Consider the following 13,407-nt stretch of genomic DNA (forward strand, 5'->3'; position numbering starts at 1 on the left):
CGTTTCTCCAACAACAACATCGCCCTTGGGTAAGCCATCTTCAAGTCGGCTTGGGCGCAATACGTAGTAAATGCCAGATAGTGCTACTAACAACGATATTATATAAAATGAACCCGGCAAAAACACCGCCAGGCTTTCGTCCATCGGAAATACTTTGGTTAAGTTGCATAAACACCGTTTCTCTTATTCCGGCACCGCCAATGCTTATGGGAATAATGGTGGCCAAAGCAGAGATGAGAAAAGACAGCAGATAGGGCGAAAATTTCCCATCAAAATTTTGTCCTAATAATATAAAAACGATTGCCATTACTTGTAAGCCCTGCACCAGAACAGCCTTTGCGTGCCCTGCAAAAAAATGACGTGTGTATTCTCTAAAAAACGTATAAGCCACAAAATAGTAAACTATTGAAGCAGCAACGAATATGCCTAAGGGAATGCCTATATGTATATCTATTTGCGGTATAAGGAAAATCAGCATAACCGTTATCAGCCCTATAGCCCAGAGGCCGCTTAGTCTGTCAAACAGTATGGCCCAAAAAACCTTTTTACCCGGTAGTTTATAGCTTTTATTAAGCATGTATATTTTGTAACCGTCGCCGCCTATACCACCTGGCAGCAGGAAATTATAGAATAATCCTAATAAATACAGCCGGAAATTAAAGCGGGGATCAAGATGAAGGTTAATAGATTTAAAGAAACTCATTAAACGCCAAGAGGAAACTATCATGGAAAGTGAAAAACTAACCAATGCCGCTCCCATCCACCAATAGTTGGCGTGTAATAGTCTGTACTTAACATCTGCAAGCGGCACCCGTCTGAATACAAAGTATAACAATACCGACGTTACAGCGAACTTTAAGATTGTTTTGGTAATGTTCCAAAGCTTTGACTTTAAAGTTTTGGGTTTTATCTCGTCCTCCACTTCGTCAATGATGCTTTTGTCTATTTCTGTCATTGCGCGCAAAGGTAGTAAATAGAGATTAGTTAATTAAAGATTGAAGATTAGGGAATAGTTAATTAAGGTTAAACGCAAGTAATAACTTTACAAATCTGTATTGTAATATTATATAACTGTGACGAAACACAAGTCAACTAATCGCTAATCACCAATCAACTAATCTTTAAAAAACCTTATTTTTGCAGAAATTTTTAGCGGACATGAGTAAAGTAAAAGTTGGTATTGTGCAAATGAGCTGTACTGCTGATAAGCAGCAGAATTTGCAGAAAGCGATTGCTAAGGTGAGAGAAGCAGCCCAAAAAGGTGCGCAGATAGTTTGCTTGCAGGAGCTTTTTACTTCGCTGTATTTTTGCGATGTGGAGGATCACGATAATTTTCAATTGGCCGAAGCTATTCCCGGTCCATCAACCGATGAACTTTCAAAAGTGGCAGCGGAGTTATGTGTTGTTATCATAGCATCGCTATTTGAAAAACGTGCGCAGGGCCTTTACCATAACACCACTGCGGTTTTGGATGCTGACGGTGCTTATTTAGGTAAATACCGCAAAATGCACATACCGGATGACCCGGGTTTTTACGAAAAGTTCTACTTTACCCCCGGCGATCTGGGTTATAAGGTTTTTAAAACCAAATTTGCTACTATCGGCGTGCTGATCTGCTGGGATCAATGGTATCCTGAAGCGGCTCGTATTACCGCCTTGATGGGTGCAGAAATATTATTTTATCCAACAGCAATTGGTTGGGCCACTACGCAGGATGAAGCCACCAATGTTGAGCAATACAACGCATGGCAAACCATACAGCGCTCGCACGCTGTTGCCAATGGAGTGCATGTGGTAAGTGTAAACAGGGTAGGAGAGGAAGCCGGCGTTAAATTTTGGGGAGGATCATTCTTTGCCAATCCGTTTGGTGCTTTAATACATCAAACATCAACTGATGACGAAGAAGTTGTAGTGCAGGAACTTGATTTGGGTAAAACTGATTTTTACCGCACCCACTGGCCATTTTTGCGGGATCGCCGCATAGATTCATATCAACCCATCACAAAACGTCTTTTAGATAACGACTAATAACCACCTGTTATTGCGAGGTACGAAGCAATAGCACGCTGCAAAGTTCGCGGTTGCTTCGTACCTCGCAATGACAGGTTTACTTTATATCTACCATGAACTACCCGAAACAACAAGGATATCATTTTCCAGCTGAGTGGGCTAAACATAAGGCAACCTGGCTTAGCTGGCCGCATAAGGAAGAATCCTGGCCGGGCAAGATTGTAACCATTTATCCTAAATACTGCGAGTTTATTAAAGCTTTATCAGAGGGTGAACTGGTGCGTATAAATGTTAGGGATGAGTACATGGCCGCTTTTGCCAAACAGCAATTGCAATTGGTAGATGCCGATTTGAGCAAAATCGAGTTCTTCGAGTTTGAGAGTAATGATGCCTGGTGCCGCGATCATGGTCCGGCGTTTTTGATGAATCAGGCCACTAAGCAAAAAGCTATAGTAGACTGGGGTTATAATGCATGGGGAGGCAAGTATCCACCCTTTGATCTGGACGACGTTATACCAACTAAAATAGCCAATCATTTTAACCTGCCGGTTTATCATCCGGGCATAGTAATGGAAGGTGGGTCTGTTGATTTTAATGGAAAGGGAACCATACTTACTACCACCGCATGTTTATTGAATCCTAATCGTAATCCGCATTTAAATCAGGGTCAAATAGAAGAGTACCTGTATAACTACTATGGCGCAGAACAAATACTGTGGCTGGGCGATGGTATAGTTGGCGACGATACCGACGGGCATATTGACGACATAACCCGTTTTGTAAATGAAGATACCGTTGTAACCGTTGTTGAAGAAAATAAGGGCGACGATAATTACTACTTGCTGCAAGAGAATTTACAATCATTAAAAACCATGCGCCTGCTAAATGGCAAGCAATTAAATATAATTGAATTACCCATGCCCGATGCGGTAGTTTATGACGACATGCGCCTACCCGCATCATACGCTAATTTTTATATTGGTAATGCCGCTGTTGTTGTACCAACTTACAGGTGTGCCAATGATGACAAGGCGCTGGATATTCTTACCAAATGTTTTCCTGACCGGAAAGTTATAGGGATAGATTCGACAGATATTATCTGGGGATTAGGGAGCTTTCACTGCCTTAGCCAGCAGGAGCCTGAGGTATAAGAATTTTTCACCGACATATTAGCCGCTTTTACCGAGTTCTTAATAGATGCTTGCCTTTTTTAAGTTGGGCTTGCTATATTAGTGCGTTACTTTTGAGTAACAATTAATTTAAAAGACATGGATACTAACTCTAATATAGATCACCAAAGTAGTGCAAACAAAGGAAAAGTTTTCGCCGGAATTATTTTACTGTGCATAGGCGCTTCCTGGTTACTCAAAGAATTTGACTTTTTCTTCTTTCCCAGCTGGCTGCTTAGCTGGCCAATGTGGCTTATTGTAGGCGGCCTTTATATAGGTAGCAAGAATAATTTTCGTAATTCATCATGGCTGGTTGCTGTAGTTATTGGCATATTATTTTTGCTTGGTAAGGCTATACCCGGTTTAGATGCAGGCGCTATTGTTTTTCCCGGCATACTAATTACAGTTGGCGTGTGGATGATAGTAAGAAGAAATCAAACTACACATTGGGATAAAAAGAGCTGGAAAAAAAAATGGGAGAGCAGTAAATACGACTTCAACGTAGAGCAGCCTTTAACAGCCGAGAAACCACTTGCAGATTTTAGCACCATGGCAGATGCCGGTACTACCAACGCACAAAGTCAACCCTTTTATTCAGGCGACGAGCATTTGGACGCGGTTTCTATTTTTGGCAGCGTTAAAAAAACTATCTATTCAAAAAACTTTCAGGGTGGCGAAATAGTAAACGTTTTTGGCGGTGCTGAAATTGACCTCACTCAATCAGACATTAACGGCAGAGTTTATATTGACGTAACACAAGTGTTTGGTGGAGTTAAAATGATAGTGCCGTCGCATTGGACAGTAGTATCAGACGTAGCAGCAGTATTTGCCGGGTTTGATGACAAACGCGTTAGAACTGCGGTTCCGCAGGATCCGAATAAAATTCTGGTAATTAAAGGAACATCCATATTTGCAGGCGTAGATGTGCGCAGCTATTAATTAGTAAATAACATCAATATAGCAATTTACTTGTGGCAGCTCACTCAACTACATCATTAACATTTTCAAAATTGCGTGGTGCATTTGCAGCTTGCGGGTTGGCATGGGCCGGCCTGCAAAGCTACATTATGCACAGCTTTGGTTTTGACTGGTTTACCGGTATTACAGACGGTGCGGTAAGTACCATATTGCTGGCTGCGGCATGCTGGCTTATTAACAACAACTTACGTTATTATCAGCCTGGTAAGGGCAGTTACATTAATATTTTAATATGGTGCGTTGCTTTAGCCGCCGCATGTACAGCGGGCAGTCGTTATATTTTGCCTTTGCTAAATCCGGAAGCTGTTTACGCAAGTTTTATGGGGCAATCAATGGTTATCCGGTCGTTTACTAATTTTTTGGCGATAGGATGGATGGCCATGATAAGTATGATCTGGTATACCCAGCAAGATCAAAAAGAAAACGAAAAGCGTAAAACTGAGGCCGAAAGGCTTGCCCGCGAAGCAGAGTTGTATAATTTGCGCCAGCAGTTGCAGCCGCATTTTTTGTTTAACAGCCTAAACTCTATTAACGCCTTAATTGGTTTTAAGCCAGAGTTGGCCCGCAAAATGATACACCAGTTATCAGACTTTTTACGCGGGACACTGCGCAAAGACGATCAGCAGCAAGTTAGTTTAAGTGAAGAACTACAGCATTTAAACTTATACCTTGATATTGAAAAAGTTAGATTTGGACACCGCTTAAAAACTGAGATAAGTTGTGACGAAAGTTGCGGATCATGCGTAATGCCGGCTATGCTGTTACAGCCTCTTGTAGAAAACGCTATAAAGTTCGGCTTGTATGACACTACAGAGGAAGTGGTGGTAAGCATAAGGGCAGAATTGGATGGAAACTATCTTGAACTGATAGTACAAAATCCGTTTGATCCTAAAACATCGCGCCCGCGACAGGGGACCGGTTTTGGCTTAAGCGCCGTGCAGCGCCGTTTATATTTGTTATTTGCACGTAATGATTTGATGGAAACACACGCAAATGATAATATATTTACAACCATAATAAAAATACCGCAGTTATGACCCGAGCTTTACTTATTGACGATGAACCTTTGGCCCGCATGGTAGTGCAGGAGTATTTGCTGGATTTTCCGCAGGTAGAAGTACTACAGGAATGTGGCGACGGGTTTGAAGGACTTAAAGCTATACAGCAGCACAAGCCGGATCTGGTTTTTTTAGACGTGCAAATGCCCAAAATAAATGGCTTTGAAATGCTGGAGTTGGTTGACGACGCGCCGGCCATTATTTTTACTACCGCTTTTGATGAATATGCCATAAAAGCGTTTGAGGCACATGCCGTGGATTATTTGCTAAAACCTTTTAGTAAAGAGCGTTTTGCAAAGGCCATTGAAAAATATTTGGGGCAGGCGTCAGCTATCGGTACAGTGCCAAAACAAACAGAAAATCTCTTAGAAACCGCATCGCACTCGCCGCAGCAGCATGAACGCATTGTTGTAAAAACAGGTACAAAGGTTAAAATTATACCTGTCGCCGATGTGCAATACCTGCAGGCCGACGATGACTACGTAAGCGTATTTACGCACGAAGGCTCGTTCCTTAAAAACAAAACCATGAGCTTTTTTGAGCAAACGCTTGATCCCCGGCATTTTGTAAGGGTGCATCGCTCATATATATTAAGCGTACAGGAAATTACGCGTATAGACCCTTACGAAAAAGATAGTCATTTGGCAATTCTTAAGTCAGGTGCCAAAATACCTGTTAGTAAAACGGGGTATGCTAAACTTAAACAGGTGTTAGGTATATAGGGATAGATTTTTATCCATTATTCCTGTTAGTTGTATCGCTTAAATCAACGTATTTAAACAGCCGCATATCGCGGTTTTTTTTGCTTATATCATCGCCTTAATACTATTAATAGCATTTATATATTAGTTTTACTTCTTATACTATTGACTGATAGAATTGAAACCCCACTGTGCGATATATATTTTTCTGAGCATGCTCTGTTCTGTTGTGTCTGCGCATCCATTTAACAGCGCAACAGATAGCTTAAAAAAACTCATCTCGCCCCGGCTCAAAAATACTAACACCCTGCCCGACACCATAACCATAAGACGCATTAACCAGCTTGCGCTGGAATTTTATGAGTCTTTTCCGGACAGTACTAACTATTACGGTGAGCTTGAAATAAAATTTGCGAAAAGAATTAACGATAGACAAGGTATTGCTGATGGTAATGTGCAGGTTGCATCGGTAAATGCTTATATAGGCAATTATGAGGTGGCAGAAAAGCTATATAATACTGCGCTCGCCATTTATACACAAATTGGCCATAAGCATGGGCTTTTTAATTGCTATACAGGGCTGGGTAGCATTGAGGATTATTTAGGCAATTATGATAAAGCAATAAAGCTTTATGATAAAGCTCTTCAAATTGCCATTAACGCGCGCAACGAGACAGACGCAGCAGAATGTTATAACCTCATAGGGATTACATATGATAATAGGGGAGATTATTCAAAAGCGCTTGATAATTATTTTAGGTCTTTGATCATTAACATAAAGAAAAAGGACGATTTATCCGCTGCGGATAAATATTGCAATATTGGCATAATAATGCACGAGCTGGAACTTTATTCAAAGGCACTTGAGTATTATAAAAAGGCAAAAGATATTTGGACTCGCCTTGATGATGTGCAAGGACTTGGTGTTATCTCTCAGAACATTGGCGAGGTATTGCTTGATCAGGCAAAAGATGCAGAAGCTTTACCTTATCTGCATTATGCAAGGGCTAACTTTAAAAAGATGCGCGACCAGGACGGTGAGAGTCTGATTTACTATGACTTTGGTTTGTATAATTTACGCACACATAATACTGATTCTGCCATATATTACTTCAACCTTTCGTTACAATCTGCCAATCACAGTAAAATAAAATATAACACAGCCAAGGCGTGCCTTGGTTTGGCACAGGCATTTAACAGCAAAAAAGATTTTACGGAAGCTTACAATTTTGCCTTGCAGGCTCAAACCACCTCTGTTAGTCTTGGCAGTACGGCCATAAAAACAGACGCTATCAAGCAAACAAGTATAGCACTTGCCGGATTAGGGCGTTTTGAGGAAGCGTATCGTCAGGAATTGGTCTACTCAACCATGCGCGGCCGTCTAAAACACAATGAAAGTATACAGAAGATAGCTTTCTATAATCTCGAGATAGAATTTGCTAAAGAGCAAAAAGAAATAGGCGAAAAGCAATTAAAAAAAGAAAAGGAGTTTAGGCAAAAATTGGCGGTGCAACGAAGCGTGAATATTGCTTATGCCGGTATTACAATAGTAGTAGCAACATTGGCTGCCATTTATTACAGAGGCAGGCGCAAGCAAAAAGCAATTAATAAGTTGCTCCAGGAAAAAAATAAGGAAATAATGTTGCAGCAGGAAGATATCCAGAATCAAGCAGTTAAGTTGAATGAACTTAATTTGTTGAAAGACAGATTGATTGGCGTGCTTGCGCATGATCTGAGGGCTCCGATAAGCACATTGCGGGGACTTTTTAATTTAATGATAGATGATAGTATTACGCATAGCGAGTTTATTGAAATGACGCCAACCGTGTTCAATAAACTTGAACACACATCAGATTTTTTGGATACACTGCTTTTTTGGATCAATAGCCAGGTTGATACTACTGACACCAATATTAAACCCTTTAAAATAGATGACCTGGTAAATAAGGAACTTATGCATCTGGAAGACAGGATAACGCAAAAGGAGCTAAATATAGCACTTAACATGGATCAGAACGTTGCCGCCTTTGCGGATCCAAGTTCCATTCGTATTGTTATTCATAATTTTTTAACCAATGCCATTAAATTTTCAAACAGGGGTGGTTTAATTGAAATATCAGCTTTAAATGAAAATAACCGCATGCTTTTTTGTATTAAAGATAACGGCATTGGAATGACAGAACAGCATTTACTCCATTTGTTTAAAAGTCGTGTAAGTAGCTTGCAGGGTACTGAAAATGAAAGCGGAACCGGAATGGGGCTTTTATTTTGTAAAGATCTGATTGAAAAATATAACGGGAAAATTTGGGTTGAAAGCAAGCTGGATATTGGCACCCGTTTGTGTTTTGATCTGCCCTTGGGGTAATATGCTGAACATAACAATCTGCTATTAGATCATAGCAAAAACTCTAATTGTTATCAAAATAATAATTTGTGGTGCTTCTTTTTTCGTTTAATTAAAAACTCATTTTTAAAATCAGAATATTTTCCGTTTAGGAAGTGTTGTTATTATTTTTTAAAAAAAAATGATAATTGTAATAGCGATTTCGTAATTTTTTAATCATCCTGTTAAACATAAGTTAAGTTAAAGCGCAATTAAGTATTTTTGTATTAAAGCATTGACTGGGATGAGTAATAATCATATCAATTATATGTTATTAGCTGAAAGTGAGCTGATAATGTTACTAAAGTCCGATGACAAACAGGCCTTGGAACAACTTTATAATAATTATAAGGTTAGACTATACCGTACTATGCTAAGATTAGTCAAGACTGAAGAACAAGCTGGAAAAATACTCCGGGAAGTTTTCGTTAAAATATGGATTGACAGAGAAAATATTGATCCCGGTAAACCGTTTCGGAACCATATTTTTAAAACAGCCGAAAACCTGGTCTATGAAATTTTTAGGGAAGCTGCTTTAAACAAAAGACGCCAAAATTACTTTATTATAACTGCTACCAGCAATATTGGTGAAAGACAGGTCTATCGCAACGGAAGCACCGGCAGGCTTTTTCAAGCCATTGATCTTAGTTGATTAAAGGGGGGCAGATGACAGATCAACACTCACTTAACGATATCTTTCAACGCTATTTGAATGATCAGTGCTCGGCTTACGAGATTAAATATCTTTTAAGACATTTTGTATCAGGCACTAATGATGCTGTATTGAGAGAAATGATAGCGCAGAAGTTAAGGGATTATCCCGTCGTAGAAAACCCAAAATTGCAAAGCTCTCCAGTTCTTTCAGACGATTCATTTAAATTTATTTTAAATGAAATAGCAACTTAATACACGTTTCACTCATAAAAGACAGATGTAACTGTATCTCGCTCAGTTTTCATTGTCAAAATAACTGCCCTACTGGCGCTTGTTTTATTGGTAAATTAATTGCCAATTTATTAAATTCCAGCTTTTAATGCGTGTAGCTAAGGCTAACGTTAAAATGCAGGCACAACTTCGCCGTTATCTGTCATATTTCCAAGTAAAACACCAACAGCCCGTAAATTATAAACCCCCATAAAACCCAATCCACAATAATTAGTTACTTAATAAGTTAAATAAAATACCTTTGATGGATGGCTTATAAGTACGCTCTGTTATTTTTAATTTTTATCGGCTTTCAACAGCCTGCTAAAGCTGATTTTACTTTAGATCAAAACTCTACAGCCGCTTTCAAAGCTATTTTTGAACTTAGGTTTCCTGAGGCAAAAAGACTTATAGCAGAAGAAAAGCGCGTTAATCCAGATAACGGCATCATCACTTTGCTGGAAAACTATATGGATTATTTCTACCTGCTTACTTCAAGCAATAGGGCAGATTACGCAAAATATAAAGACAAGCGCTCTGACCGGATTGACGCATTAGAAGACAACGACGAAAAATCGCCCTATTATATGCTCGCGCAAGCTGATATTTACATACAGTCGGCAGTGTTGAAAGCTAAGTTTGGCGACTATCCCTCCTCCGTTTTTGATATGCGCAAGGGGCATAAACTGCTAACAAAAAACGCAGAGAAGTTTCCTGATTTTCTTCCCAATCAAAAAAGCATTGGCTGGTTAAATATTTTGGTTGGCGCTATTCCGCCGAGCTCAAAGGGCATAGTTGGCTTTTTGGGAGTTAAGGGCGATTTACCTACTGGCTTAAAACAATTGCAACGGTTACGCAGCCAGTTAGACGGTACCAAATACAGTTTTTATAAGGATGAAGTTACTTTTATAATAGCACTGGCCAATATTGATGTTCTGAAAAACAAAGGCAGCTATGCTCAATTGATGGCAATGGCCGGCGATATGAGCGACAAGAGTTTATTAAAAAGCTACCTGCAAGGTTACATGGCATTTAAAACTGGCCATACAGATGTAGCCATAAGTAAATTTATAGATGCTCCGCAAACATCAGAATACATGGATATGCCTGTAATAACTTACTGGTTAGCCAATGCCAAACTATGTAGGATGGATAAGGACGCTGATAAATATTTTCTGAAGTTTATCAATGAAAATAAAGGTGATAGCTTTAATAAGGATGCATACTTAAAGGTTGCTTACTGTTCTTTTCTAAAAAAAGACATAGATGGCTATAACAGTTATCTTAATCTGGTGCGTACCAAAGGATCAGCCGCAGATGAAAAAGATAAGGAGGCCTTAAAGGAAGCGAACGATAGCCGCCCCGACGAAGAATTGCTGAGAGCAAGATTTTACTTTGACGGGGGCTACTACGATAAGGCGCTCACAATGCTCAAAAGCAAACAGTTTAATGAGCTCAAAATAGTTAGGGACAAAACAGAATATTATTACCGCTTTGGCCGCACTTACGACGCTATGGAAAATGATACAGCGGCGTTACCCAACTACCAGCGTGCAATAAATTTAGGCAGAACAACCAGTTATTATTATGCTGCCAACTCAGCCTTGCTTAGCGGCCTTATTTACGAGAAGAAACGCGACTTTACAAAAGCAGCAGAGTTTTTCAAACTCACCCTATCAATGAAAAACCACGAGTATCAAAACAGTATAGATAATCAAGCTAAAGATGGCTTATCACGTGTAAAAGCCGATTAGCTATTTATTATAGCGCAGATTTAGTAAACCTCACTTGTTGCTGCAACGCTTTCTTGTGGTGCGTATTCACTTTTTCTACCAGTTGCTTAAAATCATAGTCGGCAGTTGTGCCGCAATCAAGCATCTCAAAATATAACGACGGCTTGGTGCTTTCAAAATACTCAATAATGTTGCTGCACCAAATTAGTTGGCAATTGCCTTTAACACGGCTTACCACTTCGTTTATTCCATCCTGAAACTCAATATCCCGTATGTGCATGCTTTCCAGGTTCCCCTGTGGGAAATAAAGAAATAAGTTACCGGGCTCAGATAACTTTTCGCCTATGTAATCAAAACTTTCAATTAACGACAACTTGCCGGGCTCAACCGAAAAACTGCCGCAATATTGTAACCAGGGATTCTTCTCCATCTGCTTTTTAACCGACATGATGTAAAGTTTGCGCATAAAACCCGGTTTCCACAAAACCTTTCCGCATAAATAAAAAGCAAAAAACCCATCAAAAAAACTAAAATGGTTAACCATTAAAATATAAGAGTGGTTAGGCTTTAGTTCAACCGGATTAATGATCAGTTTATTAAAGCGCCGTTTTAGCAATGCGGAAATAAGCATGCTCCCGCATTTAAAAAAGAAGGGTTTTAACGGTTTTGATTTAATGATCATGGCCGCTAATTTAATGTATTTATAAAAACACGGATTAAATATCCAACAAATATCAATTTTTAGGTGGCTGAGCTAATATGCGTAACTCTTTAGGATAGTAATTATTGATACGGTTGGGCAGCAGCTTGGCCCAGCCTAAAGCTTGTCCCTCATAAGTCATCAGGCTCCAACCTTTATCGGTTGCATCAATAGTTAAGTTATCCCGCCTTAAATATTGTATGGCCTGGTCGTAATCAAGCTCGGTTTGCAAAATCAAATCCTTATTAACTATAGTGCTTAAAGCTAACTCGTGATCTGGCACAACGTCGCGGCCCGCAACTTTACCTATTCGCACGCCAGATTTTTTCAGATATAACCGATGCGCCAACAAGTTTAGGCTTTCTTTGTGCACATTATCTATAGCCAGCCAATCATCGTTCACTTTAAAAAAATAAAACCTTTCCGGCTGCATAATAAAACTGCGTACCAGTTCCATCTCGTGTTTATCTACTTTTTGGTTATTGTTGTTCTTAAAAGATCCCAGATCGGTGGTTTCCTCTTTTTTACGGAGGCAGGCAGCGAACAAGCCTTCACCCTTTACTTTGCCCGGATAAAAACGATAACCCCACGCCTTTTTCAAAGGCGACTGTGTTTCAACTATGCCCCAGTCTTTATTAATAGGTATGCTGATGCTTTCCATATTAAAAGTCTGGCACAGCCAATCCAAAATGTCCTCATTTTCCTGATGCGAGTAAGAGCATGTACTATATATAAGGTATCCGTCTTCTTTTAACGCAGGATACACGTTGGCCAATATGCGCTCCTGCCGCTGGTGGCAAAGGTTAACGTTGGCCTCGCTCCATTCGGTCATTGCGTCAGGGTCTTTTCTGAACATGCCCGAGCCGGAGCAAGGGGTATCAACCAATACTATATCAAAAAAGCCGGGCAGTCGCTCAAAATCTTTTGGGTCGTTATTAGTAACTATGGTATTTGATGTTCCCCATCGTGTAAGGTTATCGGCCAGCACAGGCACGCGCGTTTTAATGATTTCGTTAGCTACCAACAGGTCATTGGCATCCATTGCCGAGTTTAGCAAAGTGCTTTTACCGCCGGGCGCAGCGCACAGGTCCAGTATTTTTACAGGCTCCGGTTGTTTTATATGCTGAAGAATGTGTGCGATAAACATAGACGATGCTTCCTGTACATAATAGGTGCCGGCATGAAAAAGTGGGTCGAATGTAAAGGATGGACGGGCATCAAGGTAAAAGCCATCTGCGCACCAGGGCACCGGGTTGCGCGCTTTTATATTTGTTTTTTTGAAAGGATTTAGGCGAATTGTTGTCGGTGTAGCCGAATTTTGGTGCGCGTTAACAAAATTATCGCGATCAAATCCTGGCTCGTTGCTCAGTAATTCAAGAAAATTTGGGGGGAATTGGTTCGTCTCCATCTGTGTTCAAATATACAAAAAGCCTAATAGGGTAGGTTTTAATTGGCAATATGCTTTTGCTAAACGTTAGTTTACAGTAGTTTATGGCCTTATATAAAAAATTATAAAAAATGTTTTCGGTGGTTCAGATTTTCTGCTTACATTTGCAACCCGGCCGGTAAAAAAGCCGGTTGTTTTTTGAAGATTTGCGAAGAAAAAAAGATTTAAAAAAAGTGAAAATAACACTTGACATGAATACTAAATTATTCGCATCTTTGCAGCCGCTTCTACAACGAAGCAAAACATTGAAAAATAGAATCCGCAAGGGTTTTACAAAATAGTTCTCTGCGACAGAGAACGACGA

Annotated in this window: 12 protein-coding genes; 9 read left to right on the top strand and 3 right to left on the bottom strand. The window is 39.9% G+C overall.

Features of this window, described 5'->3' with window-relative positions:
- Window positions 1–40: 40 nt before the first annotated feature.
- On the bottom strand, window positions 41–955 hold the full coding sequence (locus tag ACVW2L_RS22360) for a lysylphosphatidylglycerol synthase transmembrane domain-containing protein (RefSeq protein ID WP_457130161.1): 915 nt from the start codon (window positions 953–955) through the stop codon (window positions 41–43).
- Window positions 956–1,158: 203 nt separating this feature from the next.
- Between ACVW2L_RS22360 and ACVW2L_RS22365 the strand changes: the two genes are divergently transcribed.
- The 9 genes from ACVW2L_RS22365 to ACVW2L_RS22405 all read left to right on the top strand — a co-directional run bounded on the left by ACVW2L_RS22365 (window position 1,159) and on the right by ACVW2L_RS22405 (window position 10,977).
- Complete coding sequence (locus ACVW2L_RS22365; protein ID WP_457130162.1) at window positions 1,159–2,028, top strand: carbon-nitrogen hydrolase; 870 nt, start codon at window positions 1,159–1,161, stop codon at window positions 2,026–2,028.
- A gap of 95 nt (window positions 2,029–2,123) precedes the next feature.
- Window positions 2,124–3,161 carry an agmatine deiminase family protein gene (locus ACVW2L_RS22370; RefSeq protein WP_457130163.1) on the top strand — a complete coding sequence of 346 codons (1,038 nt, stop codon included), beginning with the start codon at window positions 2,124–2,126 and terminating at the stop codon, window positions 3,159–3,161.
- Window positions 3,162–3,278: 117 nt separating this feature from the next.
- Complete coding sequence (locus tag ACVW2L_RS22375; RefSeq protein ID WP_457130164.1) at window positions 3,279–4,118, top strand: LiaF transmembrane domain-containing protein; 840 nt, start codon at window positions 3,279–3,281, stop codon at window positions 4,116–4,118.
- A 32-nt stretch (window positions 4,119–4,150) separates the two neighbouring features.
- On the top strand, window positions 4,151–5,194 hold the full coding sequence (locus ACVW2L_RS22380) for a sensor histidine kinase (RefSeq protein ID WP_457130165.1): 1,044 nt from the start codon (window positions 4,151–4,153) through the stop codon (window positions 5,192–5,194).
- Window positions 5,191–5,937: a LytR/AlgR family response regulator transcription factor gene (locus tag ACVW2L_RS22385; RefSeq protein ID WP_457130166.1), complete on the top strand. Its 747-nt coding sequence runs from the start codon at window positions 5,191–5,193 to the stop codon at window positions 5,935–5,937. Before ACVW2L_RS22380 ends, ACVW2L_RS22385 begins: the two co-directional genes overlap by 4 nt.
- A gap of 193 nt (window positions 5,938–6,130) precedes the next feature.
- Entirely contained in the window at window positions 6,131–8,281 is a 2,151-nt protein-coding gene (locus ACVW2L_RS22390) for a tetratricopeptide repeat-containing sensor histidine kinase (protein ID WP_457130167.1), read from the top strand.
- A gap of 262 nt (window positions 8,282–8,543) precedes the next feature.
- Window positions 8,544–8,951, top strand: a complete 408-nt coding sequence (locus tag ACVW2L_RS22395; RefSeq protein ID WP_457130168.1) for an RNA polymerase sigma factor — start codon at window positions 8,544–8,546, stop codon at window positions 8,949–8,951.
- A 14-nt stretch (window positions 8,952–8,965) separates the two neighbouring features.
- Window positions 8,966–9,205 (top strand): hypothetical protein, encoded by a 240-nt coding sequence (locus tag ACVW2L_RS22400; protein ID WP_457130169.1) that lies wholly within the window; start codon window positions 8,966–8,968, stop codon window positions 9,203–9,205.
- Window positions 9,206–9,492: 287 nt separating this feature from the next.
- Window positions 9,493–10,977, top strand: coding sequence for a tetratricopeptide repeat protein (locus ACVW2L_RS22405; protein ID WP_457130170.1), 1,485 nt, complete (start codon window positions 9,493–9,495; stop codon window positions 10,975–10,977).
- 7 nt (window positions 10,978–10,984) lie between these two features.
- Here the strand turns inward: ACVW2L_RS22405 and ACVW2L_RS22410 are convergent, their stop codons facing one another.
- Window positions 10,985–11,587, bottom strand: a complete 603-nt coding sequence (locus tag ACVW2L_RS22410) for a glycerol acyltransferase (protein WP_457130171.1) — start codon at window positions 11,585–11,587, stop codon at window positions 10,985–10,987.
- A 103-nt stretch (window positions 11,588–11,690) separates the two neighbouring features.
- Window positions 11,691–13,064, bottom strand: a complete 1,374-nt coding sequence (locus ACVW2L_RS22415; RefSeq protein ID WP_457130172.1) for a methyltransferase RsmF C-terminal domain-like protein — start codon at window positions 13,062–13,064, stop codon at window positions 11,691–11,693.
- Window positions 13,065–13,407 lie beyond the last annotated feature (343 nt).

Source organism: Mucilaginibacter sp. HD30 (assembly GCF_054061755.1).

Coding starts and splice junctions, on each gene's coding strand:
- ACVW2L_RS22370 (WP_457130163.1), top strand. CDS start 2,124: ATGAACTACCCGAAACAACAAGGATATCATTTTCCAGCTGAGTGGGCT.
- ACVW2L_RS22415 (WP_457130172.1), bottom strand. CDS start 13,064: ATGGAGACGAACCAATTCCCCCCAAATTTTCTTGAATTACTGAGCAAC.
- ACVW2L_RS22395 (WP_457130168.1), top strand. CDS start 8,544: ATGAGTAATAATCATATCAATTATATGTTATTAGCTGAAAGTGAGCTG.
- ACVW2L_RS22365 (WP_457130162.1), top strand. CDS start 1,159: ATGAGTAAAGTAAAAGTTGGTATTGTGCAAATGAGCTGTACTGCTGAT.
- ACVW2L_RS22375 (WP_457130164.1), top strand. CDS start 3,279: ATGGATACTAACTCTAATATAGATCACCAAAGTAGTGCAAACAAAGGA.
- ACVW2L_RS22390 (WP_457130167.1), top strand. CDS start 6,131: ATGCTCTGTTCTGTTGTGTCTGCGCATCCATTTAACAGCGCAACAGAT.
- ACVW2L_RS22405 (WP_457130170.1), top strand. CDS start 9,493: ATGGCTTATAAGTACGCTCTGTTATTTTTAATTTTTATCGGCTTTCAA.
- ACVW2L_RS22385 (WP_457130166.1), top strand. CDS start 5,191: ATGACCCGAGCTTTACTTATTGACGATGAACCTTTGGCCCGCATGGTA.
- ACVW2L_RS22360 (WP_457130161.1), bottom strand. CDS start 955: ATGACAGAAATAGACAAAAGCATCATTGACGAAGTGGAGGACGAGATA.
- ACVW2L_RS22410 (WP_457130171.1), bottom strand. CDS start 11,587: ATGCTTATTTCCGCATTGCTAAAACGGCGCTTTAATAAACTGATCATT.
- ACVW2L_RS22400 (WP_457130169.1), top strand. CDS start 8,966: ATGACAGATCAACACTCACTTAACGATATCTTTCAACGCTATTTGAAT.